Genomic DNA, 25,198 nt, shown 5'->3' on the forward strand with positions numbered 1-25,198 from the left:
CGAAGCAGCGAGGTTCTGCAGCTCATTGTATCGAGAAAGTTTTCGTCACCGTCATGGAAAGCTCGTCAAAGAGGGGAACGGCAGTCCTCGTCGACGTATACGAATCAAGTGTCGTATGGCCTCGCAGGCGCAACCCTCACCCGCGATATCGTCGCACCAGGCCCGCCGTGATCAGCAGACGCCACTGCGCGCTCACCTCCTCGGCGAACGGTCCATCCTCGATCAAGACCCCCGCCTCGATGTTCCGCGTCTGCCCGCGATCCGTGAAGTTCGCCGACGTGATCAGCGTCCTCTCCTCGTCGACCACGATGCACTTGGCATGGAGGCTGGCCCACGGCGGACCGGGCATCGCCGTCCTCGGGTCGTAGTACATGTCCGGCTTCGGCAAGCCAAACGTCCACACTTCCCGGAGGAAGTTGTCGATGATCTTCGTGGCGAACGAGTCGGCCGTGTGCAGGGAGGGGGCGCTGCCAGCAATGTCCATGAAGATCTGCGCCGTTACCCCGCGCTCGGCCATCGCCGTGTGTAACGGCTCCAGGATCTCCGGCTTGTCGAACGCGTAGCCGCCGACGATCACCGACCGTCGGGCGCCGGCGAACAGCTCCCGCACGACCATCGAGGTGTCACGCGAGACGCTGGCCCACGCCTCCGGCCCGGTCCACACGAGGCTGAGCCTCGGCGGCGGCCGGTGGACACGCTCCGCGATGACCAGGCGGATCGCCGCGCCTGCGGCCACCCGATCGCAGCCGGTGAGCGCGTCCGCTATAGGCCCGCTCAGCGCGCCGAAGCCTCCGGCCAGCAAGTCGGCCTCGGTGGCCGGGCAGTCGACCCGGCCATGCTCGATCGCCTCCAGCACCTGCGCGAGCACGGGAAGAGGCACCCGGCTCAACCCGAGGGGGACAGGCGCTGTCATGGCCGTATCTTGAAGAAGGCGAGGTCGGCGGGGTGGCCCAGCGCCGGCACCACGAGGGCACGATCCAGGTAGCGGTTGAACCTCTCGCAGCTGCACTCCGCCACGAAGAGGCAGCCGTGGCACGCCGCCCCTTCGAGGAAGCGCTCGGCGTGGTCCTTCTCGGGCGAGTGCGTGGCGCACACCGGGTCGTTGGAGCAGAGGCGCCCGAGGTCGAAGGCATGCTGGAGGTGCTCTCGGATCTGGCGGCCCTGATCGACCAGCCCGCCCAGCGTCCCCTCCGTGCCGGAGGTGCCGGTGGAGAGGAGGATGGCGGCCATCGGGGTGGGATCCCGGCTCGAGGGGCCGCAGTAGATCCGCTCCCGGATCGAGCTCGCCGCGTAGCCACACTCGAGGCTGATCGCCGACATCAACAGGTGCGCGAGGCTGTGCAGCAAGTAGAACCGCACGCCGGGGAACGGGGGAGCCTCGTCGGAGGCCCACGCGTCGTAGCCCGCGGCCAGCGCGCGACCCCGCTCCTTGACTGAATCGCAGTCCTCCCAGTCGCGCACGGCCTGCTCGTCGAGCTCCAGGAACACGCCTTCGCCGTAGATCTCGGACGCCGGCAGCCAGTTGGTCGTGAGTCCGAGCGCCGCGTTCTTGACCCCGAGGTCGTACTCGCCCTGCACGTCGGGCGTCACCGGCTCGAGGCGTGTGAAGCCGATTTGAGCCACGACCTCCCGCAGCTTCGGCACCACCACGAGCTTGCCAACCCCCGCGGGAAGGCCGTCGCGCGGCTTCGCCGTTCGTGCGAAGAACTTCGCCCCGAGAGGGGGCAGATCGCCGGGCAGCTCCAGCTCCGAGTTCGTGAGCTGCTGGTACTCGGCGGTGCGGATCGGCCCCTGGGTCACCGGCCGATCGCTCGACAGGGCCTGGATGGTCCGGAGCACCTCCGCGTCGCCAAGCCCTTCGAGGGCCAGGCGCACCTTCTCGATCTGGCGGAAGATCGGCAGGTTCTCCTTCGTGGCGGACTTCAGCACGTCCCACACCGCTCGCACCCGATCCCGGAGCTCTCCGGAAGGATCCGGGATCGACAGCGCGCTCACGACCTGCGGGAAGTACGAGTTGCTCGCCGTGCGCACGAGCAGCTTGGCGTCCTCCTGGCACTCTTCTTTGCCCTGGGGCCCGAGCCACGGCCGCTCGCCGCGGCAATGCAGCGTAAGGCCATCCCCGATCAGGTCAGCCATGCGCCCGCTGCCGCCGCACGCGCAGTGAACCCGGATCTCGTTGAAGTCGCCGGTCGCCCCCTCCTCGAAGGTGAGCGAGGGCGACGCGCACCTCGGACGCTGCTGGAACTCGTGGGCGAAGGCGATCCAGGGGAACTCGTCGGCGTGGCCCCTCGGGCAGGCGAGCACGAAGCGCACCGGCACGCACTCCGCGCTCGAGGTGCGCGAGCACGCGTGCCAGTAATGATGCTTCTTCAGCTCGAGCCCGTCCTTGCGGAGGAGGGCTCGGCACGAGGGGTTCTGGCAAACAAACCACTGTGGGTACTCCAGCACCTGGATGCCTGCGAAGCGCGTCGGCTCCCGGTCGTTGCCGGCGGGCGGGCCCCTGAAGGGGTACTCCTGGCTCAGCTCGCGGCCGAGCTGGCGGAACCGGTCCACGATCGCGTCCCGCAGCCGGGGCTCGTCGATGTACGGGATGGCGAGGCTCTTGTCGTAGCTCCAGAAGTCGAGACCGCCGACCAGCACGGCGTCGTTCAGGAGATCGAGCATCGACCCCGGCCCGAAGGTGGTCACGATCTGGCTCTGCCGGACGGCGCCGTCCGGCTGTTGTTGCTGCCCGCGGGGCGAGCCTCGGGTGGTCATCGCTTGCCTCCGAGGGTTCGGCGCTCGATCCACAGGTGGACCGACGGCTCGACGTCGCGCATCGAGGTGGGAGCGGCGAAGCGCGCGTCGGGCGAGTTCGGATCGGGCGCGTTGTCGCGGGTAATCCCGAAGAGCAGCGGTCGACCGGCCGACCTGTCCTTGTCGTACGGCGAGTAACACCGTCTGGCAGCGGCCTCGTGCCGGGCCTCGTGGACCAGCTTCTCCCACGCCTCGATGAGCTTGTGGCCCCGGCTCTCCAGCGCCGCCACGGTCCGTTCGTAGTCCTCCCCCTGGAGGTTGGCGCTGTGCCGCCCGGCGCGTTTTGCGAGCGCATCGACGCAGGCGTTCGCGAGGGCGTGGTGTGCCCCGATCTCCATCGCCGCCGTGGCCGGGGTCATCACGGGATCCCCGAGCCGGACCATCGACAGGAGCGCGCCGGCGAGCCCGCGGTCGAGCGCCGGCCCCGAGAACGGGGTCAGGCTCGTGGCCTCCACGTAGCGGTAGAAGCTCTCGTGGTACGCGGTGAACCTCTCGTAATGGGAGCGGTCGCGTGGCCTGCGCACGTTGAAGCACGTCACGACGAGCCCGGGGTGCTGACGCCCGACGCGGCTCGACGCCTGGATGTACTCGCTGGTCGTCTTAGGCTGGCCGGCCACGACCATCAGTCCAAGCCGGTCGATGTCGACGCCCACCGAGATCATGTTGCTGGCGAGCAGCACGTCCACGCGATCCTCGGCCACGAAGGGCGATCCCAGCCGATCCTTGGCCTCCTTGATGGCGCCAGCCTTCAAGCGCGAGGTCAGCTCCACGGGCATCCCGATCACCCGGTCGCGGGCCCAGGGGTGGCTTCCGCGGTGGTCGTACGGCAGGCGCTTCTCGATCGCGCCGACGCGCTTCCGCACATCGTCTTCGACCAGCCGCCGCATGCCGCCGAGCTCCCGCAGGCTGTTGAAGTAGCCGGCGATGGTCATGTAGGCGTCGGCGGGTTGATCCTTGGCTCCCTTGGGGCTGAACCGGCTCTGCGCCGTGCCGAGCAAGGTGACGTAGGTGCGCAGGAGGATGGACTTGAGCGGGCGACCGGAGGCCGCGATCCCTATGTAGAGACGCCCGGGCGACGTGCGGTCGAGCGAGGCGAAGAAGGTCTCGGCGTGGTCGACGCCGCGCGGCGGGAAGAGCGACATCTTGGCCCGGCCGAAGAGCGCCTTGGTTTGCTCCTGAGCGCGCCGCAGGGTAGCCGTCGAGGCGATGATCTTCGGCAAGATGAGCTTGCCAGAGACCTCGCGAGACGAGAGCCGCTCGATGGCGGTCTCGTAGAGGCCGACCATCGTGCCGAGCGGGCCGGAGATGAGGTGGAGCTCATCCTGCACGATCAGCTCGGGGGGGCGCAGGCCCGCGGGGAGGAGCACGGCGTGCTTCGGCGCCTTATCGAGCGGCCCGTGGAACTTCTTGCCTTCCTGCGCGGAGATGCGGCCGAAGAGCATGCCGGTCTCGCCCCGCCAGGGCAGCATGGCGAACTTGTCGACGGTGGCGAGCAAGAACGACGGGAGCTCGCGGTAGATCTGCTCGTCGACGAAGAGTACCGGCAGCCCCTCGGGGTTCTTCCGTGGGCTGAAGGCGCAGTCGCTCGGCGGCTCGCCGGACGGCGTCACACAGCTCACGATTACCTCCTCCGGGCTGGTCCGATTGGGGGCGAGCACCAGGCTGTCGCGGCCGAGGCGGCGCCCGCACCACGGGCAGTTGGTGAGCGGGAAAGGCGATGACGCGCTCTTCGAGGCGCTGTTCTTGTAGTCGATGACGAGCTTCTTCACCTGCTCGATCGTGTTCGCCGTCGCCGAGCGGCCCACCCACAGGCCGACCGAGAACCGGACCTCACCGAGCCGCCAAGGCTCCGAGGGCGCCTGGGGCATGGAGCCACCTGCGGCCCCATCGTGGCGTGCCTGCTCTCTGCGCAGAATCTCGAGGGCGCAGACGAGGGTGGCGGCGCGCCCGAGCTGGTCGAGCGTCAGGAGGCGCAGCGTGTAGCGGAGAAGCACGGCGACGCCAAGGCCGCCGTCCGGGCGCGCCTGCCCGCGGAGCCGGCGGAGGAGCAGCGTGAAGCCGATCACGCCGAGGTAGGCTTCGGTCTTGCCGCCGCCCGTCGGGAAGAAGATCAGATCGACCTCCTCACGATCCCGGTGGTTCTCGTCGGCGACACCGGCCAGGTTGAGGAGCACGAAGGCGAGCTGGAACAAGCGCCAGGTGGGGCGCTTGCCATCCTTGTACCGATCGGGGCTGCGCTGCAGAGCGGCGAGGGCCATGGCGCGGTTCATGAGCCGGAAGGCGTCGAGCACCTCTGGATCGTGGGCGAGAAGATCGATGCCCTCCTGGATGCGATCCCGGGCGTGACGCGCCCGCTTGAGGAGCTGGACGCGGGTCTCGTCGCGCTTCTTGCTGTCGAGCGGGATGAGGGCCTGGGCTTCGATCCAGGACCCGTAGGCCTCGACCATCGACCCGAGCTTCTCGCGGGCGGCGTCGCCGTCGGGGAGCGCGCCCAGCGTCTCCATGTCGGTGGTGAATGCCGGCTCTCCCGGCGGCAGATCCTTGCGTTCCTCTCGGGTGATCACCCGGCGGACCTCCTGCCGGGGGATCCAGGTCGTGCAGAGCCGAGTGACCGGGCCCTGGCTCTCCGGCACCTCGACGGAGACGCCGTGGCCCACGGCCCACTCGAAGTGGTCCCGGAACTGGAGGTCGGCCACGCGATCATCGAAGTCCCGGGCGCCCTCTCCCTGTCGGTTCGGGCGCTGGACGAAACCACCGGCGTAGGAGAGCTCGAGCTTCACCTGAAAGATGAACTGCTCGTCCTGGCGGCCCTTCTCGCCGGCCGGGCGCCGGTTGACCACAAAGAGCGAGAGGGCGCGCGTGCCCGGCGGGAGACCTGGCGCGTCCGCGGGCGCGAGCTTGCCGCAGACGAGGATGCCGAGCTTGTCCCCCAGCGGGACGCCCTGCTCGATGACTCGCGCCTCCAAGGCGAGATCGACGCTGCGCGGAGGCTGGGGGACGCGACGCCAGCCGACCCGGCGCTTCTTTCCGTCACCCGTCGGCTGCTCGTCGCGGACGTAGTCGGCGAACGTGACGGTGGCACGGATCGTGTCGGCGCCGTCAGTCGGAGGCCTTGGGAGGAACACCGAAAGGCCCATCGAGGCCGGGAAGTTGTTTTTCTGCTTGGGCTCCGGCTCGGCAGCCGCGCTGTCCTCGTCGTCGTCCTCCTCGGGTCCGCTGAACTCCTCATCGGCCGTCGGGTCTTTGGTTTCCCGGTCTGCCTGTGGAGCGAGGAAGCCGGTGAGGTACCAGCGCGACGGCGGGAGGGGCAGGAGCTCGTCCTGCGGGCCGGCCGTAGCGTCGGGGTAGAAGGGGCCGACGAGATCTGCTTCGAGCGCGGTGACGAGGGCCGAGCGGACGGACACAGACGGCATCGAGGGACGAGGATACACGTCGCCGGTTCGGCGAAACGCAAAACGACCGGGATCGAGAGACCCTTGAAACCACTGTAATTCTGTTCCTGGCGCGACCCTTCGGGCGGGCGGCGGCTCCGCTTCTTGTCATCGTCCCGGCCGATCTGCGGCGTGGCGGCCCGTGGCCGACCAATTGCGGGATGACTTCGGTGTAGAGCGCATCTAATCGGAGTCGGTCACCCTCCTGAACCGTCCCGGGGTTCACCCTCCAGGAGCACGACGTCGAGCGCGTCCTTCACGACCGTGCCGTCCTTCTTCTTCCTCTTGATCCCGGAGACGAGCACCCGGCGGTTGAGCTTTGGTCCGATCGTGTCGTCGAGCTCCCCGCGCTTGATGAAGAAGCGCGCGGGGTCACCGTCCGCGGTCTCCACGCCGATGTACGGTCTGCGCGCCCGGAGGTTCACTTCCTTCAGTGTCCCTTCGATCTCGACCCTCTCGTCGGCGCGGAGCTGCGCCAGGAGGCCTGTGGTGAGCCGTTGCCGGTGGATGGGCTCGAACGCGAGTGGCGGAACGGCGGAGCGCCAGCTAGGGCTCGAGAACGTGACCGTGCCGACCGTGGCCCCATCTGGAGCCATGTCCCGGAAGCCGACCATGAACGTCTTCAAGTAAGCTTCCTGATCGACATGCTGGCGCAACGCATCAGGCCCCTCCTGCGCAGCGGCAGCAATCGCCAGGAACTCGGCCACGGCCTCCTCCGGACCGATGGACTCAGCCTCCATCCCTGGCAACACGGCGGGTCCACCGGACGCGACGAAGAGCCGGATCCCGTAGCTCGCGACAGCGGCCGGGGCCTCGAAGAACCGGATCCTGTCTGTGACCTGACGCGCGGCGCCCGCCTTCCGGAAGGGTCTCCCCATGCGCCACTCGGCAGCCCGTACCACGAGAGCAGTTACCACCTCCTGCCGCTCACGAATCAACGCGGCGGGCGCGATGCCCGCCCGAACCAGCCCGCCAGCCAGCTTCACCTCGATCGGGACGGCGTCCGTCATATTGTCGATGGCTTTCGCCAGCGCCCTCTCGCGAAACGCCCGCTCGAGGAGCATCTGAAGGTCCGAGCGCGCTTGCTCGGTGAGCATCTCGGGCCGTGCCAGAAACTCGCAGGCCGCCCGCGCGGCATCGTCATAGCGACGCGCGTCAATCCAGAGCGCCACCGCACTGATCGCAAGCACGCCACGCACGCGGGGCTGCTCGCCCGGCACGTCCCGAGCCACCTGGTACTCAAGGTCCGCCGCCTGGGCGAAGAGCGACAGCGCCCGCGCCCGGTCGCCGGCTTTCCATGCGCGCTCGGCCTCGAAGGCGAGGGCCTCGCTCTGATGCCCGCGGGCATCCTGCAGAAAGCCCGTCATTTTTCCCACCCCTCTACGACAATCCGCGCCGCCTTGAAGCCCACCACGATGGCCATCCCAGGGCGCTGGAGATCGCCGCCCTTCCCTTGAGCGACCTTCTCCTTGAGCCTGCTGGCAAGATTGCCGTCTCCCGTCCCCGAGACCTCCAGCTTGAGAAAGTCGTTCTCGGGCTCGCCCCTGGGCACCATCAGGTAGTCGCAGCCCGACCCCTGACGGGTTCGTCGCATGACGGTATAGCCGAGCTCGTGGACCGTGGCGATCGCCACCGCGCAGGCGCCGTCTTCGGGGGCGTCCTTTTCGTTCTGGTGGCTCTCGCGCTGCTGCTTTGTAGGCGCTGGCCAGGAAAGCGCCACGGGCAGTTCTTCGGCTCTCCGGACGAGCACGCCCGGAGTCGGGGGCGGAGGAGCCGGGTGGTAGAGGTCGAGCACGACCGACGCGGCCTCCGAAAGATACGCAACGACGGTCGGGCTCAGGCGAGAAACCTCGCCGAGTCGGGTGAGATCGAGACGGATGGGCTCAGCCACAGGACGACCTTTTGACGCGCTCACGAGCGGACCGCAAGTCCGCTCAGCGTTGGCCACTCGACCGCGACCCATGCGGCTCTGCCATTGTCTTCTCGCTCATTTTTTTTCTCTCCGCGGATACGGCTGACGCTCAACCTCGCTCTTCTTCGTTCGGGTCCTTGGCGGTCGGCTTCGGACGCGGATACGGCGCAAGCGTGCTCCGGGCGCTGGGAAAGAGCTTCTCCTGGTCGAAATCCGGCGCCTGCGTGCCCTCGACTCTTTCGATCGCCCAGCCCGTGAATACCTTCTCCCGCGGATCGCGCACATACCCCTTCTCGGGATCGCGCTTGTTGTCGTGCTCCAGCTCCCGGATGAGATCGGCGCTCGTCTCCTTCACGCGGACGAGCGCCGTCCCGGGGATATAATCGGAGAACTGGTTCGGGAAGCGCGCACCTCCATCGATCACACGGAAGCTACCGAGCGTCTCCACGTGGCCGTCCCCGAGACGATAGTAGAAGTGAATGATGTCGTCGGGCATCACCTTGCGTACATTGGCAGGGCGCGTACCCTTGCGCGTGAACGCCGATCGGGCCAGGAAGTTGAACTTCAGGGCGAGGTGCCTGGTGTCCTCGTAGCCGATCTTCGTCGTCGTGGCCTTGTAGACCCATTCGCTCATCTCGTACTCCTCGATCCTGGTTGCGCGATCCCCGTTTGTGGAGTCAGGAAGCGACATCCGCGCGTCAGCCGGCCCAGGTCGCCTCCAGCCGCGCCAGCAGCGCCGCCTGCCGCCGCTCCACCACGGCCGGCGTCCACTCCTTCTCTTGCAGGACCTGCGTGGTCAGCGGAAAGCTCGATACACCCCCCTTCGCCGAAAAGTACCTGGCCTTCTTCACCTCGAACTCGAGGTTCTGCGCCTGAGCGTTCTTGCGCCGGGAGAGCAGGAGCAGGTTGCCGAGCCGGTGAAGCCAGCGCTGCCGGACCGCGTCGTCCGGCCACCAGGCGAGCCACTCGCTGCCGGCCGGCGGGGTCTGCGGCAGCACGTGCTCGACCGTGGGGCTCTCCTGGGCGTTCGGTACCTTGCTCTCGGCGAGCGCGGCGTCGAGGCGGAGCAGCACGTAGGCGCGGACCCTCGAATTCAGGTAGAGATCCCCGTCGACGATAGCCCGCGCTCGCTGGAGATCGTCCGTCGTCGGCTCCATCGCCTTGCAGGCCGCCTCGATGTCCTTGCCGGTGGTGAGCGCTTCGAGCAAGCTGGCGTAGCGGTTGATGCGCTCGTTGACGTCCGCGCGCCCCACCATGAGCAGCGAGGCCAGCCGCTCCAGCGCCGAGAGCGCCCGCGTGAGCTCGTCGGGGGCCGCCTGCCACACGGAGACGAGCACGAGCGCGGGTGGCACCCAGTCCACGTTGTCGATGCGTTCGAGCCAGCGGAGGAGCCCGTTGATCGTCGAGGTGTCGCCGGTGCTCTGGTACGACGCGCTGCGGATGATGTCCAGAGCGTCGGCGTAGGGAAAGATCACCTCGTCCAGGAACCACTTCGGACGGCTGGCCGGCTTGATGAGCTCGCGGACCTCGGCTAGCACGCTTTTCTCCACCTTCTTGCGGACGAAGATCGTCCTCACATACGAGATCAGGTCCCGAAACGCGTCACGCCCGAGGTCTTCCTCGACTTCTTCCCACCTCGCCGCGTACGCCTCGCGCTCGTCTTCGCGTGCGAGGCCGCCGAGCACGTCCGCCTTGAGCACGTCGGCGTGGGACAGGTCCATGCCACGGTCGTTCAGGACCGAGAAGATCCGATACGCAGACTCGAAGGTGGGTGTCGACACCACCACGAGGAAGCTCCGGGCCACGAGGTATTGCGCCAGCAGCACCCGGCGCTCCGGGGTGAGCGCCTGCACCCGCTCGCGCAGGGCTCTCGCGTTGCGGACGAGGTTGCGCTGGCTATCGGAGATCTGCCCTTCGTTCACGCCGTCGAGCGTTTCGAGGGCGCCATCGTTCTGGATGTGCTTGCGGAAAAACTCTTCGTCCCGTTCCCGGAGGGACAGGCGATAGCGGGCCGGGGTGCGGCGCAGGCGGTTCTCGGGTTCATAGATGAGATCGCGGAGCTGGGAGCGAACGTCGGGGTCTTCGATCTCCGATCGGAGCGCAGCGAGCAGGATTGTGAGCGTCGTTAGCCGCTGCTGTCCGTCGACGACCTCCGCCCTGGCATCGCCGCCGGACTTGATGATGACGATGCTGCCGAGAAAGTACGGGGGAGCCTGCTCCAGCTTGGCGGGCGAGACCTCACCGAGCGCCGTGTCGAGGTCGTCGAAGAGCTCCCCAGCTTGCTGGACCTCCCAGGCGTAGGGGCGCTGGTAAGGCGGGATCTGGAAGACGAACTCCCGCCCGAACAGGTCGCCGACGCCCCACTCTTTGCCGCTGATCGATCCGCTCATGACTCGTCGTCCTCCGTTAGCAATCTCAGCTCCACCTGCCCCTCGGCCATGTCGGTCTTCTTCTTCGGCGCCTTCTTCGCTGGCCCCTTGCTGGCCCCCTTCTGCTTGGCCCCCGAAGCGAGCCCCTTGAGCTTCTCCTCCTCGGCGCGCTTGGCGTTGAGCACGAAGAGCCGGTCGATGACCTCGTCCTCGAAGCGCTCGAGCTTCTTCTTGTCGTCATCGCCGGGGGGGCAATAGGGCGGAACCTCGACGTCGGTCCAGCCGTAGGCGTCGAGCACGGCGCGGTCCATCTTCTCGTGGAGGCGGCGAAGTTCGAGGATGCGGTGCTCCTGGTTGCCCGGGTCCTTGAGTCGGTTGTAGGTTATGGTCAGGCCGACGTTCTCATCGAGCATGTAGGCGGCGCGGGTGGTGTAGAGCCGCTCTCCGATGGCTTCGAGGGATGGGATGACGGTGCGCGGGTCGGGCTGAGGGAAAGGAAAGGTCTCGAAGCAGTCCGTAGGCATGTACCTCAGATCCATCTTCATTGATGCTGACAGCAATCGCGCCCAAAGGCCGTGAATGCGCGATTGGAGAAGTGCGAAGGCTGTGGAGGCATCAAGAAGAAACACCACGAGCGTATTGGAGACAACTGGTCCACGAGGGAGAAAAGCGATCGCATGATTCGCCGATGTCTGACACACAACCAACGCTCGCTCATGCGTCTTGAAGTAAAGCTTAAGCTGGGGCACGCGGGACGCAAATAGCCACCACGCATCACGGCGATCCCGGCGCTGTATACCTGCCCGAGCAGGTTTCACCGTCGCTTCGAGGTGCGCCACGAGCGCGGGCCACTCGGAAGCTTCGCGCAACGATGCATCCCCGAAGTCGATAACAAATCTAGAGCTTTTCTGTCGAGGGTTTGTGTTGAGATCCTCGCCTCCAAGCAAGGGGAAAATCCGCTCCGTATTCTTTAAGTCGACACGAACGAATCTCTCGCGTTCCTCCTCGGAGAGAATAAATCCAGTGCCCATAATGAAACAGCCACCCAGGCTGAGCAGTTTGTTCGCCTGCAAGTCCAATGGATCTGCGCGCTCCGCACCTGCGCGCAGGCGGGAGTTTATGGTTGCGACGGAGACCCCGTCGAGACGAGCACGAACGCCGTTCGCCGGCGTGCCCTTCGCTGCATGGACAACCGACACTGCGACGGCAGCCTGGCCTGGCCAGGGCAGCGACTTTGTGGCCTCATAGATGATGGCGCCACCGGCTACCAAGTGCTGGAGGCCACTAGCGCGTGTGTCCCCTTGCGCAATGGTATTCGTCGCGATGAATCCGAGCATGCCGTGCGATCCGATAAGACTGTCAGCTCGCCGGAAGAAATGTGCGGCCAGATCAGCGTTGCCGTGCGCGCCCGGGTGGACGGCCAACAACCAGGGCACGTAGCACTGTCCATTTGACTCAGCTATGCCGTTCTTTCCAAGAAAGGGTGGGTTCCCCAGGAACGCATTCATAGACGATGCTGCGCGATTGCCCCGATGTTTATTAAGCGGATCCGGCCGCTCGACATAGAACACCTCGGGAAATTCCACCATCCAGTGAAACACTGGAATCATTTCGCGCACGTTCGCTTGCATCCCCACCAATTGCTCGGGCGCGCTTCCGCCCCCTTGCAACCAGGCCCGCACAAGTTCTAGCCGCCGTTCTCGCTCCTTATCCCGTTCTTTCTCTTTCTCGTGAGCAAAAAAGGCTCCCACCACCAGATCTCCAATCAACCGCACGCGATCCAGAGCATCCTGCGCATCCCATAGCAACCGCTCCTTCTCCCGCTGCGCATTCGGATCCTCATCATTCGCCAGCACCAAAATCTGCTGCCGCAACCCGATGGCCTCCAAGAGCGCCGCATCGAGCTCCTTGTTGAACAGTTCGAGCTGCTTCCCCGGATTCCAATGGAAGCTACGAATCTGATCGAAATCGAGCCCCACCAGCGAGTCTCCATGCCGGAGCGCATGATCCACAAATGTGAACGGCAGATCCCGCGCTAGCGTCACCAGCCACAAGCTCAGCTTAGCCAGATCGACTGCCGACTCGTTCTTGTCCACTCCATACAAGCACTTCTGCGCCACCAGCCTCCGAGCATGCATCAGCGGGTCGACGCGATCCTTGCCGCCCCCCTCGAGCTTCCCCTCCCGCGTCCAGGCCGCGACCACGTGGTCGGCGAGGAACCGGCACGCCTCCACCAAAAAAGCCCCCGAGCCCATCGCCGGATCGCAGATCTTCAGCTCCAGGAGCCGCTCCGACGCCGGCTCCTCGCCCATCACCGTGAGCAGCGGCTCGAGCGTCCGCCGCACGATCGGCGCCGACAGGCTCCGCGGCGTGTAGTGCGAGCTCGTCCGCCGCCGCTCGGTCCCGGGTTGCAGCACGAGCTGGAGCGCCCGGGCCCGCGAAAGCGTCGGATCCGCCTTGCGCCCTCCGGCAGAGAGTTTTGCGAGCGCCTCGAGGGCGCCCTTCGCATCCCCCGCCCCGGCGATCTCCCCTGCGAGCTTCTCCGCCTGCGCCGCCGTCAACCCGATCGTCTCCTTGATCCACTTCGCCCGCCGCCCCGCCGGGACCGCGAGCACCTCGTCGGCCGTCACCCACAGCCGATCGGGCCGCATGCACACCGCATCTGCCGTGACGCGCACCACGTGATACCCCATCAGTGCCTCGTACACGCTCCCGATCTGCTCCACGTCGAGCGCTCGGTACGAGAGCCGCTGTCCCTCGAAATAGAGCAGCTTGTGGAGAACCCGGTAGACGGTCTCGTCGTCGATCGTCGGCACCCGGACATCGGCCTGCGCCTCGGGCGCCTTGATCGGCGAGCTACCCGCAGGGCCCCACCCCTCGAGAAACGGATAGGTGTGCGGGTCGAAGAGCGATCCTCGGCGCGCGGGCATGTGCAGCGTGCCGTGATCCATCCCGAGGAAGATGGCGCGAAAGACGCTGATGAGCCGGCCCCAGGCCCCGAAGCGGCGCGACATCGAGTCGGGGTAAGTCCCGTGATCTACCTGGAGCTGCTCGAAGAGGCCAATCACCGAGAAGTGCTTCTCGTAGATCGGGTGCTCGACCGGCAATAACCCGCGGTCCTCGGCGTAGAGCAAGAACACCAGGCGGAGCAGGACCGTGAGCAGCCCTTTATAGAGGTGGTCGTTCTTGCGGGCGAGCGCGTCGTCGAGCAGATCCCGGCGGTCGCGTTCAGCCGCCGCCTCGAAGCCGCGGAGCAGGATGGCGAGGGCCTCGAAGACCTGATCGGCGAGCTCGTTGGTGACGTTGGCCTGGCGCTTCCGGCTCTCCGCGAGCAGGGCCGGGAGGGCGCGCTCGCGGGCGACGGCGAAGAAGCGGCTCGCCGAGAGGAGCATGACGAAGGCGTCGAGGATCGGCCGGCCGCCGACGCTGGCCATCTCGTCGAGCTTGAAGGTGATCGCCCCCGACGACTCGCCGTGAGGCGCGTAGATGAGCCGCACGACCTCCCGGTTGGTGAGGAGGCCAATCGGCACGCGGCAATGGCGGAGGAACCGGTCGAGCTTGGCGGCCGGTGGGTAGTCCCACGAGCCGGTGACGGCCTCCGAGCGGTCGAGATCGAGGCCGCGGGGGAGGTCCCAGACGAGCATCTCGTAACGTGCCCCGGCGCGGCTCGCGGGTGTGGTGTCGGCGCCGGCGGACGGCGGAGCGTCGTCCTGCTTCCGGAGTGCAAGCGTGGGGCGCAAGGTCTGCTTGCCCTCGGGCACGTAGAGCGAGAGCTCATCGGGGAGCGCGTCGCCCGTGTCGAACAGCTCCGGGCCGAAGCCGAGAAGCTCGGCGAAGAACCGGGAGAGGTCACCGATGGCGCGACCGGTCAGGCCAGCCTCGGATTCGCCCGTGGCGGGGCAGAGCGCGGCGAGCTTGCCCTGGGTCTCGGGAGGCTGCCGCTCCATGCACTGGGCATCGACGAGCACCGGGATGGACACGACGAGGCCGTCGATGGGCTGGACCATGCCCAGCCAGGTCTCGTGAAAGCGTTGCTCGATGTCGCTCATCCTCGTGTCTCCGGCCACAGGACCACCAGGCCCACAGGCTCCAGCCTTCGTAACGCCACCCGGTAGAGGGCCTCGATCTGCTTGGGCTCGCGCTCGATCTCGTCATCGATGCGCGAGAGGCGCTCATCCATGTGCTGCCGCTCCTTCCGGAGCTGTTCCTCCTCGCGCTTGTCGAAGTTCTGGAGGTCGTCGAACGTCATCTGTGCCCGCCTCGCGACCTCGTCGTAGATGGCCACGCGCTGCGCGACGAGGATCTTGCGCATCGCCTCCGACTCCTCAGCGCCCCGCTGCACGAGCTTGCGTTCGGCCTCGTGCGCAAGGGCGTCGGCCTCGTCGCGGATGTGCGGCCAGAGCGCCGCGAAGAGCGCGGGCGCGGCCCCGCGGACCTTGTTCTGGTTCCCCTCGGAGACCTCGGTCAGCTTCGGCGACTCGGCGAGGACCTGCTCCAGCATCTCGATGGCCTTCTTGTCGGCCTCCTCGGCGAAGGGAGAGATCTCCGCCTCCTTCCCGTCGATCCACCGCGCCGCCACGCTCACGAGCTGATCGTGAAGCCGCGTCGCGCCGCTGCCGAAGAGCGAGAGCCGGCCGAAGGCGATGACCCGGGTGAGCGAGTCGTGGCGGGTGCGCACGACGGTGACGCGGCTGAGATCGTGGGCGCTATATCCCTGGGAGAGGAACCGGCCGAGGACCCGCTGCACGAAGGGGTGCTGGAGGTGCAGGTGCGAGAGCGCACTGTTCATGTGCGGCGGGGGCCGAAACACGATGGGCTGTGGAGGCCGCTTGCGGAACTCCCAGAACGGCTCGTCGCGGCGTCGCGGCGGGCGAAGGGTGTCGAGCGTGGGCTGCCACGACTCCGGCAGCTCGGGCGCGGTCCACGCCTCGGCGTCCGGCACCGAGGCCGCCTTGAGGCGTGGGGCGCCCGAAAGCTCGAGGCCGACGTCCAGCGTCTCTCGGAGCAGCACCGGATCGAAATCCATCACCTTGCGCGAGCGGTTGAGGATCGCGCCGGCCTCCTCGATCTCGTCGCGCAGCTTCTGGAGATCCCCGCGCTCGGACTCGAGCTCGATCGACGCCGTCGCCTTGAGCCCCCCGGCTTCCTCGGCGGCCGTCAGCTGGCTCAGCGTGGTCGCGCCGATGCCGTCTTCCAGGACGCCGTTGAGCCGGTCGAGGAGCACCGAGCCGATCGAGCCAAGCTCGCGCTGGATGGTGTCGACCTTGGCGACGAGCGCCTTGAGCACGAGGTCCTCGGCGCGCTCGGTGTAGATGAAATAATGGCAGCGCACCTCGGGCGAACCCTGCTGCAAGCGGTCGATGCGGCCGTTGCGCTGCTCCAGGCGCGCCGGGTTCCACGGAATGTCGAAGTGGAAGAGGTCGGCGCAGTGGCCCTGGAGGTTGACGCCCTCCCGCGCGGCGTCGGTGGCGATGAGGATGCGCACCGGGTGGTCCTCGGGCGGGGCGTTGAACGCGCGCTGCACCTCCTCGCGCTGCTCGTCGCCCATGCCGCCGTGCAGGACCAGGATGCGCTCGTCGGCGCGGTCGGTGCCGTCGATGGCCGCCTGGAGGAGCTGCTGGAGGTAGCGCTTGGTGTCGCCGTACTCGGTGAAGAGGATCACCCGGCGATCGGTCCACTTTCGGCCTTCACGCGGGGCCTTGGGCGCCACGCCTCCGACCTGCGCCGCGGGGCACTGGTTCTTGCGGATCCAGTCGAGCAGCCAGCGGACCTTCGCGTCAGCCGCGCCGCGGTTCTGCTGGGCGAGGCTGCGCATGCGGTCGAGCAGCTTGCGGGCCTGGTCGCCCGGCGTGAGGGCCCGCGAGGCCGTCTCCACGCTGCTCTCGTCGGCCTGGTCGAGCGCATCATCGTCGACGCCGTACTCGTCTTCGTCGTTCAACAGCGAGACCTGCACGCTGGTCCTGGTGCGCCCCGCGGCCACGGCGCGGTGATGCGCCTCGAGGGTGCGGGCGAACGCCTCGACGCTGCTGAGCAGCCGCTTCTGCAGGTTGATGAAGACGAGCTTGCCCTGCCCCTGCGCGGGCCGGACGAGTTCGGTGTACTCGGCGAGGAGCCTGGCCAGATCGAGCTCCGCGAAGGTTTCGCCATCGCCCTTTTGCGCGAGCTCGAGCCGGAGGAGGCGGCGGAGGGGAAACTGTTCGACCCCGAGCTTGCGCAGGTCTTCCTTGAGCCGGCGCACCATGACAGCGTCGAGCTGCTTCTGCCCGCGCACGGGCACGCCGCGGGTGAAGCGCTGGGGGTCGAGGATCTCGAGGAGCGAGGAGAAGCTGTTGGAGTGGCCGTTGTGCGGCGTGGCGCTCAGGAACAGCCGGTTCTCGAAGCGTGGCGCGATGTCGCGGATGACATCGGTGATCTTGGAGTCGACGGCGTAGCGGCTTGAGCTGGCCGGCGCAGCGACGTGGGCTTCGTCGAGGATCAAGAGGCTCTTGGGCGCGCGGTCGCCGAGGTGCTGGAGGAGCCGGTCGCGGTACTCGGGTCGCCGGAGGAGCGCGTGCGAGAGGATGAACCGGGTGTGCGTGTTCCAGGGGTTGACGGCGAAGCCGCGCTCCTGCCGGCGCCGGCCGACGAAGGGGCGGCTCATCACCTCGAAGTGGAGGCCGAAGCGCTTCTCCATCTCGTCCCGCCACTGGAGGCACACCGAGGCAGGGCAGGCGATCAGGATGAAGTCGATGCGCTGGCGAAGGAGGAGCTCCTGGGCCACGAGGCCCGCCTCGATGGTCTTGCCGAGGCCGACGTCGTCGGCGATGAAGAGGTTGGCGCGCGGGAGCTGGAGGGCCTTGCGGAGCGGGGTGAGCTGATGGTCCATCAGCTTGATGCCAGCCCGGAACGGAGCCTGGAAGAGCTTCGCGTCGGTCGCGGTGACGGCGCTCCACTTGAGCGCGTGCAGGTAGGCCGCGAAGTGCCGGGGCGGGTCGATGCGGGTGATGTCACCGAGGCCATGCGCCTCCGGGTGAAGGACACGAGCGCCGAGCTCGAGCTCCCAGAGGACCTCGAGCGGTCGGCCCTGGTTGTCGTCGTCGAGGCAGACGAGGCGTACGAGGGTGGAGTTCCCCTCGACGGGGGGCGCTACCACGCCCTCGACCAGCCACTGGCGGTGGCGAACGGAGACGATGTCGCCTGGGCGCGGGGCGTACCGGGGAGCCTGGTGGGCGACGAAGATCGGCGGCGGCGGCGCGCTCTCGGCGGCGCCGTGGGCCTGGAGGAGGCGCGCGGCGAGCTCGGGGCGAGAGCGGCTTTCTTCGTCGAGGCCGTGGGCCCGGCACGCGATCTTGAGCTCGTCACGACCGAGACGCGCGAGCAGCTCGCGGAAGCGGAGCGTGCCCGCGTGCAGCAGGGCGTCGGCCTGCTGCTCCCGGGTGCCGCTCGGGGGGACGGCGATCGACAGGGCCTGGCCGAGCGCGATAAGCCGGGGCCTGGAGAGGGTCAGGAGGACCGAGCGCGTCGAGGGCGAAACCACGGCGGGATGGTAGAAGGCTTTGCCGTCGAAGCCGAGCGGTTCGTTGTGGGAGGTGGGACCGCTCGACAGCGGGGGGATCGTCGAGAGGTGTGGTCATCTGCGAGGCCGCCATGAGGCCAGAAGCGAAGGGCACGACCATCGCGCCGCTCGTTGTTGGGCACCAAATCAAGTAAAATCGGGGAATAAGAATGGCGAAGGAGCGCTCCCCTCCGGGAGCATCACGCCCATGAAGAACCCGAAGTTCTGGCTCAAGGCGCTGCGGATCACTGCGGCCGTCCTGACGATGGTCGCCCAGGTACTCATGGCCTGCATGGGCTGATCCCCAAGCGGCCCCTGTATATCGCGGCCCTCAGCTTGGGTTGCCCTCTACGACCCCTGTCCCCATCAACTGTCCACATCAATCGCGCCATCAACAGCGCTCAGGAGAGATCCATGTCCGAGACCACAGACAACCTGTCCCCGGCCCTCCCTTACGTCGTCCGCGTCTTCAGCAACGACGCGCTCAAGAAGGGCGCCGCCGCCGCCGTCGCGGGCCTCCTCGTCGCGGCCGTGTCGGAGGCGATCTGGCCGTCGCGGTGAGCGAGCTGATCGGCGAGGCCCTGCTGGAGCTGCTCCGGCACGGTCTGCCCCAGCGCATGCCGACGGCCGCGGAGATGCTCGACTGGCTCCGGGAAGCGGCTACCCCGCCCCCGGGCGTCGAGCTCTTCAGCGCCGACGGCGCGGCGTTCACCGGCATCGTGATCGTCGACCGGAACCGGCCGATCGTCATGCTCGCCGCACGACAGAGCCCGGCGCCACGCATTTACATGGGCCCGTCCGTGCCGCCCAGCACACCGCACTACGGTTCGCCGTACGGCCAGCGGTCCCTGTTCGACGAGGACGACGAGCCCTACTGGCGCGACGGACATGCCGGCTGGCCGCGGTGAGGCCGACCTCGGGCCTCAGCCCCCAGGCGTGCAGCTCGGGGGCGCCCTGGCCGCGCCTGAGGACGAGCTGCTCCGCACCGTGCTGCGCAGCCGGCGCATCGCGGACCGGCTCGCCCGCGCCGCAGGCGGCTGGAGAGACCTGAGCGAGCACGAGCTGGAGCGACTCGGGCTCACGAGTGTCCAGCGCAGCGCCGTCCTGGCGTTGCAGCAGCTCGTCCGTAGCGGCTACCCCTCGCTGCCGAAGCACAAGTTCTCGTGCTCGGCGGACATTGCCCGCATCTACGCCGACCGGCTGGGCGGGCTCGTTCACGAGGTGATGCTCGGCATCGCGCTCAACGGCCGCAACGAGTTCATGGCCGAGCTCGAAGTGGCACGGGGCGGGAAGCACAGCGTCGCGCTCACCGTCGCCGATGCGCTGCGGCCGGTCATCCGTACCGGCGCCAGCGCGTTCGTCCTCGTGCACAACCACCCGGGCGGGGATCCGATGCCCAGCCCGGAGGACATCGCGCTCACGACGGCGATGAAGAGGGCTGCTGACCTCGTGAGCATTCCTCTGGTCGACCACATCATCATTGGAGGTCGCGGCGGAGGATTCAGCTCCATGCTCGACCTCTGCATCATCCAGTAAGAAGACTGCCGACAGACCGTACCAACTGCATCGTCGAGCCGTGCTCGGTCTACAGCGGCGCTGACGATTCACCACATTACAAGGTCACATTCCTCAGGGCGCCCGCTGGCACGAGCTCTCGTGCTCCGGGCGCCTTTCCGTTTTCGGAGAAAGGAACATCTCATGCGCGTCAACGGTCGTACGCTCCGCCCCTCGACCCTGGCCGAGCGCCGTCTGCTCTTGTCGCTCGGCACCGCCTCCCTGCGCGTGCCGCGCAGCATGAATCCGTTCGCCGTTGCCCGGCGGCTGCGCCGCGCCGCGCTGGGCAACAGCCCCGATCACGAGTTCGCCCGCGACCTGGTGAAGGCGAAGAAGCGGCCCGACCAACTGCCGGTCCCCTCGCCGGATCTGGATCTTCCGGAGCCCACGAACCCCGACGAGGGCGTGATCGTTCATGGCCGGGCGGCGTAGCGGCCTGGCAGGGCTCGAGCGCGTTCTTCGCGCGCTCGAGCCCGGGTCGCACAACATCGGGGATTACGTCGCCGAGCACGACGAGGAGCTCGCGGTGCTGCTCGGCGTTGATGCCAGCGAGCTTCGGGCACTGGCGGGCCAGCTCGATGAAGCAGCGGCTCCCCGGGTTCGCGCGCTCCTCCAGCACCGAGCTGAAGCCCGCACGCTGCGTCATCAGGCTGCCCGTCGCGATGCCGTCTTGGCGGCAGCGCAGCGACTTGCCATGACGGCAGTCTGGCGGGAAAGCGCGGCGCTGCTGGAGTTGAACGTCCTCCTCGGCGACCTGCTCGCGGATGTGACGATCCAGCACATCAGTCTGGTGAGCCGTGTCTTCGCGGTACACCTGCCCCGCAAGAAGCTGGTCGAGGTCGCGGAGGTGCTTCCGAGGCAGTTCGCTGATCTGGTGAGCTGGGTGGACCGGGTTGGGCTCCACTTCCGCTGGCATCAAGGGCGTGGCGGGCTGAGCGTCTACTCGCAGGTGGTGCCAGCCAGCGAGTCCGCCCACGTCCTCAATGTCAGCATCCCGGCGCCTGCCATTAAGAAGGACCGGCCGGCTCCGGCTTCAGCTTCCCCGGGATATCGCATCCAAGACGCCCCACGCCCGGATCGCACGAACGCAGCGCCAGCCGCTCCTCGCAGCGCGGGATGGCTCGCCGAAGCTCTCACCGAAGCTGCGTTCTCGGCTTAGCAATCCCCGCGGTCCCTCGCGCTCTGGTGGACCGCTGCTCTGGGCAGCGTGCGGTTCGATCCGCACAGCGCCCGCTCCCCTCTTCAACACACGCTCTCTACGACAAGGAGTCTACACGATGAACAGCGCACCGGCGACGCTCGAGCGCGCCCAGCGACGGCTCGCCGCCGCGGGAGGTCGTCACATCGGCGATCTCATCTCCTGGAACACCGACCGGATCGATGTGACGCGCGAGGCCGCTCGCCGCGTCTTCGCGACCGAGGGGCTCGGCCACCTCATCCCGGACATGGAACCGGCCACCGCGCTCTCGCGGGCCGCAGCCGAGGTGAAGCGCCCGGCCGGCATCCTCGTCCGGCCCTTCGCGCGGCCCAAGGGCGACACGAGCGCCGCGGTGGGCATCTACGTGCAGAAGACCCGCGAAGGCGAGGCCGGCGACGAGTACGTCTGCGGTGCGCGATGCCGGGTCGACCGGCACACGGGCACCATCGTGGGCCTGCCGCCCGACGGCGCGCCCTCGATCGCCGAGGCCCTCGCGCACGCCGAGGCCATGGCCGCCCACGGAAACCACCTCGTCGCGCACGCCGAGACGCGGGACATCTCCTTCGCCATGGTGGCGACGGCCAAGGCGCTCTCCGGCGTGCCGCTGCGGGATCGAGGCGGGTTCTACCTGCTGCCGCCGTCCACGTGCGGTGCCTGGCTACGGCTCCGGCCGGGGATCGAGCAACTCGGCGTGAAGCCCATCCGGATCGAGATGCACGACGCTCCCGACAACGTCGCCGTCGCCAGGGCGGCGGCGCAGGGTGCGCTGGAGGCGGACGTCGCGGAGCTCATCGCCGACCTCGACAAAGCGGCGTCGGAGGGCATGCGCCAGAACGCGCTCGCGCGGCGGGTCGAGCTTTGCAAGGAGCTCACGGCCAAGGCCGAGCTCTACCGCGGCGTCCTCGCCGGTGTCGCTGACCGGATCACGGCGCGGGTCAAAGAGCTCCAGCACAGCTTCCAGCTCCAGCTCGATGGCGTGTCGTTCACCATCCCCGTGGTCAACGACTGAGAAGGCCGGGATTGACGAAAGGAGACGCCTCGCCGTGGGTGACACCGCGGCGAGGCACCGGCGCAGCATGACCGCTGTGCAGATACACGAGGTGATGATGAAGTCCACGACCAACAATTCGGTTGATATGACCTCCGTGCGGCACAGGTTCCGGACCGTGCGCGACAGCTTGCTTGCCACGTTCCGGGAGCGCGAGAACGCCGTCGAATGCATCCTGCTCGCTGCGCTCTCGGGCAATCACGCGCTGCTGGTGGGCCCGCCGGGTACGGCGAAGAGCGCCTTGTTCTTCGGGTTCCTGTCCTGCTTCCCCGATGCGCGGAAGTTCCAGACACTGGTGACCAAGTTCGGGACGGAGGACGAGTACTTCGGCCCGGTGAAGCTCAGCGCCCTGAAGAACGATCTCTGGGAGCGCAACCTCGACGGCCGGCTCGCCGGCGTCGAGTGCGCCTTCCTCGATGAAGTGTTCAAGGGGTCCGACTCGGTGCTGAACGCCTTCCTGTCGGCGATGAACGAGCGGCTCTACAAGGGCCGGACCATCCCGCTGCGGATGCTCGTTGGCGCCTCGAACGAGCTGCCCGAGGAGGAGAACCTGGCGGCGGTGTACGACCGCTTCTTGCTGCGGGACCTGGTCGAGTACGTGCAGGCGGACGCGACCTGGATGCAGCTCGTCGCGACGCCGCCGGCCTACACGGCCTCGGCCCAGATCAAGCTCGCGGAGTGGGACGCGGCGCGGGCGGACGTCGGCCGCGTGACGCTGCCCGAGCGCATCGTGCAAGAGCTCCTCCGGATCCGGAACGAGCTCAAGGTCAACGGGATCGTCGTCTCCGACCGGCGCTGGATCGCACTCACCCGCGTGCTCCGCGCCGCGGCCTGGCTCGACGACTGCGCCGAGGTCGAGCTCGATCACCTCGCCGCGCTCCGGTACGGCCTCTGGCAGAAGCCGGACGATCGCGCGCGGGTCGTCGCCGTGCTCGACACGGTGGACCGGAGCGCGGTGGCGAAAGCGATCACGGTCGTGGACGAAGCCCTGCGCGCCTACGCCCACCGGCCCACGGAGGCGGCGGCCTACCTGGAGGCGCTCCCCAAGCTCGCCGCCGACATCACCGACGCGGCGAAGCGGGTGCAGGAGCAGCTCAAGGAGGGCGTGTCCCGCCGGGCGCAGGCGCGCATCCAGCCGAAGCTGGACGAGCTGAAGAAGGTCCACGACGCGCTCAAGGCCGATCTGTCGAGGCGCTACGCCCTGTAGGAGGTCGCGATGGGAAGCTTCCTCCAGGCTCGGCGCGCCCACCGCGCCGTGGCGGTCGCAGCGGACCAGGACGCCGCGATCGCCGGGGACATCTGGAACGCGATCGTCGGGGCAGGGAGCGAGCCCCTCGCGGGCTCCTTCGCCGAGGCGGTGCAGGACACCGCGCCGGTGGAGCACGCCGCGCTGCTCGCGTCCGATGACGTGGCGGCGGCGTACGCCTTCGAGCGGTTGTGGGGCTGCCTCCCGGCCCTGCCCCCAAGGGCGTCGCCCTTCGAGCTGCGCGGCATCGCCCGGGGGACGTGGGCAGCCTTCGATGCGCAGGCCCGGCGCACCGAGCATCTTGCCGGGGGGTTCGGCTGGGACGTCAGCGCGGCGTGGACCCACGCCCGCGACGTCGAGCTTGCTCACGGGGACCTTCACCAGGTCGAGCGCATCGCTCGCCTCGCTGGGCGCATGTACGCGGCGCTGCGAGGGGCCCGGGCCAGCCGGGTCCACGGCGTGCCCGCAGAGGTCTACTCGGTCGAGCAGGGCAACGACCTGTCCCGTCTGCTGCCGGCCGAGCAGGTGCTGCTCATGGAGCCCGTCCTGGAGACGGTCGTCCTGGAGCGGATCGCCTCTCGGCGGGCAGCCCAGTACGCCGTACGTGGCGAAGCGAAGAAATCGAAGGGGCCGCTCGTGATCGCACTCGATGAGTCAGGGAGCATGCACGCGGCGCGCAACGAGTGGGCGAAAGCCGCGACCGTCGCGCTCTGCCGCGTCGCCTTCGATGAGAAGCGGCCGGTCGCCGTGGTCCACTACTCGACCTCCACCGTGGTCCAGGTCATCAAGCCCGGCGACACGGAAGCCGTGCTGCGGATGGTGCGCCACTTCCTCGGTGGGGGAACAGCCATCGGCCTCGCGCTCGGCATGGCCGTGCAACAGGTCCGGCAGCTCGCCCACCGGGGCCATCAGGGCGCCGACATCATCCTCGTCACCGACGGCGTGGACGGGGACCAGGCGGCTCAGGAAGCGGCGCTCCGCGAGGGCCTGGCGCTCGGAGTGCGGCTCTGGACGGTGGCCATCGAGTGCGAGGTACCCGAGACCTCGCCGCTCCGGGCAAAGGCCGCGCACTACGTACGCCTCGGTGGCGCAGAGCTCGCGAAGGGTGAAAGCGTCTCTCTCCTGGCCGGCGCCACGTAATCCCAACCGGAGGAAAACAAGATGCCGGACAACGACGAGATCGAGTTCGAGGTCATCGAGGCGTACACGCGCGCTCAGGCCATCGCGGATGGCACCTTGGTGGACGTGACGTCAACGGCCCGGGAGATGGGGATCAAGCTTCCCGTCGCCGTGACGCACTCCGTCTGGAACCGCTACGTCGTGCTGACTCCGGCTGCACTGCGGGCGCGCAACGACGAGCGTGGCCGATTGTGGGATGTGCTCTGGATGTTCCGCGCTGCGGCTCTGCGTGCACCGGAAGCGAACGAGACCATCTTCTCGCTGTATGTGGTTACCGACTCCGCCAAGCCGTCGCTGATGGAGCTCAAGGCGGTCTGCGGTCCCGGCGACCACGCCGAGCCCGTGATCACCATCATGCTGCCGGAAGAGGATTGAGACTACGCAGCTTCGGGCTCGTCCCGGAGCTGCATTCCGACCGAGCCTGAAGCTCTCGCGTGCTGCCAACTCTTCCCCTGACGCAGCAGCGCACTCATCGCAGTCTGAAGTAGTGCAGCCCGCGGCGACTGCAATCGCCCGGGCTGCGTGGCCGAAACCTCGTCGTGCGAGGTACCGACATGCTGATTGTAGTCCGCCCGCTATCCGCGGGCCAAGGGGGCCGTGCGCCTTCGCGGCGGCGCCCTCGTTCCCATCCACCATTCCCGACCGATATCGGAGCATTCCGGCTCCACACCGCGCCCAGCAACCAGCTGGGGCTGTACGGCTCCCGCTCCCGCCCCGCAGGAGGCATGAGCGTCCGCGTGCGAAGCCGACGGCACACCGCTGCCGAGCCGCACCTCTCATCGCCAACCATGGCCACGCGCGCTGCACAGGCCGCCGGCACCACAGGACACAGCGGGCCGCGCGCTCCCCGGGCGGCTGACCGCTACCGAAACTCTGAGAGGGGCGGGTGAGCCGCGGGCGCAAGGGGGCGCGCCATCCACCCGCTGCGCCA

General features: G+C 68.0%; 18 protein-coding genes. 9 read left to right on the top strand and 9 right to left on the bottom strand.

Going from position 1 to position 25,198, the window contains the following annotated elements:
- Positions 1 to 136: 136 nt before the first annotated feature.
- The 9 genes from drmC to drmD form a co-directional block, all read right to left on the bottom strand.
- Entirely contained in the window at positions 137 to 913 is a 777-nt protein-coding gene (gene drmC, locus WME89_RS49060) for a DISARM system phospholipase D-like protein DrmC (protein ID WP_438006395.1), read from the bottom strand.
- Complete coding sequence (gene drmB, locus WME89_RS49065) at positions 910 to 2,757, bottom strand: DrmB family protein (protein ID WP_438006396.1); 1,848 nt, start codon at positions 2,755 to 2,757, stop codon at positions 910 to 912. Before drmB ends, drmC begins: the two co-directional genes overlap by 4 nt.
- On the bottom strand, positions 2,754 to 6,209 hold the full coding sequence (gene drmA / locus WME89_RS49070; protein WP_438006397.1) for a DISARM system helicase DrmA: 3,456 nt from the start codon (positions 6,207 to 6,209) through the stop codon (positions 2,754 to 2,756). Before drmA ends, drmB begins: the two co-directional genes overlap by 4 nt.
- 215 nt (positions 6,210 to 6,424) lie before the next feature.
- Positions 6,425 to 7,594 carry a hypothetical protein gene (locus WME89_RS49075; protein ID WP_438006398.1) on the bottom strand — a complete coding sequence of 390 codons (1,170 nt, stop codon included), beginning with the start codon at positions 7,592 to 7,594 and terminating at the stop codon, positions 6,425 to 6,427.
- Positions 7,591 to 8,118, bottom strand: coding sequence for a hypothetical protein (locus tag WME89_RS49080; RefSeq protein ID WP_438006399.1), 528 nt, complete (start codon positions 8,116 to 8,118; stop codon positions 7,591 to 7,593). The genes WME89_RS49075 and WME89_RS49080 overlap by 4 nt, the downstream gene beginning before the upstream one ends.
- Positions 8,119 to 8,248: 130 nt before the next feature.
- Positions 8,249 to 8,773, bottom strand: coding sequence for a hypothetical protein (locus WME89_RS49085; RefSeq protein WP_438006400.1), 525 nt, complete (start codon positions 8,771 to 8,773; stop codon positions 8,249 to 8,251).
- A gap of 64 nt (positions 8,774 to 8,837) precedes the next feature.
- Positions 8,838 to 10,529, bottom strand: a complete 1,692-nt coding sequence (locus WME89_RS49090) for a DUF262 domain-containing protein (RefSeq protein WP_438006401.1) — start codon at positions 10,527 to 10,529, stop codon at positions 8,838 to 8,840.
- Positions 10,526 to 14,557: a type IIL restriction-modification enzyme MmeI gene (locus WME89_RS49095; RefSeq protein WP_438006402.1), complete on the bottom strand. Its 4,032-nt coding sequence runs from the start codon at positions 14,555 to 14,557 to the stop codon at positions 10,526 to 10,528. Before WME89_RS49095 ends, WME89_RS49090 begins: the two co-directional genes overlap by 4 nt.
- A complete protein-coding gene (gene drmD, locus WME89_RS49100; RefSeq protein WP_438006403.1) occupies positions 14,554 to 18,024 on the bottom strand; it encodes a DISARM system SNF2-like helicase DrmD in 3,471 nt (1,156 codons plus the stop codon). The genes WME89_RS49095 and drmD overlap by 4 nt, the downstream gene beginning before the upstream one ends.
- A 432-nt stretch (positions 18,025 to 18,456) precedes the next feature.
- Here drmD and WME89_RS49105 point away from each other — a divergent pair, with 432 nt between their 5' ends.
- From WME89_RS49105 to WME89_RS49145, 9 genes are all read left to right on the top strand, one after another.
- Positions 18,457 to 18,603 carry a hypothetical protein gene (locus WME89_RS49105; protein WP_438006404.1) on the top strand — a complete coding sequence of 49 codons (147 nt, stop codon included), beginning with the start codon at positions 18,457 to 18,459 and terminating at the stop codon, positions 18,601 to 18,603.
- Complete coding sequence (locus tag WME89_RS49110) at positions 18,600 to 18,950, top strand: hypothetical protein (RefSeq protein ID WP_438006405.1); 351 nt, start codon at positions 18,600 to 18,602, stop codon at positions 18,948 to 18,950. The genes WME89_RS49105 and WME89_RS49110 overlap by 4 nt, the downstream gene beginning before the upstream one ends.
- Positions 18,931 to 19,578, top strand: a complete 648-nt coding sequence (locus WME89_RS49115; RefSeq protein ID WP_438006406.1) for a JAB domain-containing protein — start codon at positions 18,931 to 18,933, stop codon at positions 19,576 to 19,578. The genes WME89_RS49110 and WME89_RS49115 overlap by 20 nt, the downstream gene beginning before the upstream one ends.
- A gap of 162 nt (positions 19,579 to 19,740) precedes the next feature.
- The gene (locus tag WME89_RS49120; protein ID WP_438006407.1) at positions 19,741 to 20,028 is read left to right on the top strand and encodes a hypothetical protein; all 288 of its coding nucleotides are present in this window, start codon (positions 19,741 to 19,743) and stop codon (positions 20,026 to 20,028) included.
- Complete coding sequence (locus WME89_RS49125) at positions 20,012 to 20,755, top strand: hypothetical protein (protein ID WP_438006408.1); 744 nt, start codon at positions 20,012 to 20,014, stop codon at positions 20,753 to 20,755. Before WME89_RS49120 ends, WME89_RS49125 begins: the two co-directional genes overlap by 17 nt.
- A gap of 118 nt (positions 20,756 to 20,873) precedes the next feature.
- A complete protein-coding gene (locus WME89_RS49130; RefSeq protein ID WP_438006409.1) occupies positions 20,874 to 21,803 on the top strand; it encodes a hypothetical protein in 930 nt (309 codons plus the stop codon).
- 34 nt (positions 21,804 to 21,837) lie between these two features.
- Positions 21,838 to 23,049 carry an AAA family ATPase gene (locus tag WME89_RS49135; RefSeq protein WP_438006410.1) on the top strand — a complete coding sequence of 404 codons (1,212 nt, stop codon included), beginning with the start codon at positions 21,838 to 21,840 and terminating at the stop codon, positions 23,047 to 23,049.
- Positions 23,050 to 23,058: 9 nt separating this feature from the next.
- Entirely contained in the window at positions 23,059 to 24,228 is a 1,170-nt protein-coding gene (locus WME89_RS49140; RefSeq protein WP_438006411.1) for a vWA domain-containing protein, read from the top strand.
- Positions 24,229 to 24,249: 21 nt separating this feature from the next.
- Positions 24,250 to 24,642 (top strand): DUF6573 family protein, encoded by a 393-nt coding sequence (locus WME89_RS49145; RefSeq protein ID WP_438006412.1) that lies wholly within the window; start codon positions 24,250 to 24,252, stop codon positions 24,640 to 24,642.
- Positions 24,643 to 25,198: the final 556 nt, after the last annotated feature.

Source organism: Sorangium sp. So ce321, from assembly GCF_051530195.1.
Lineage (GTDB): Bacteria > Myxococcota_A > Polyangia > Polyangiales > Polyangiaceae > Sorangium.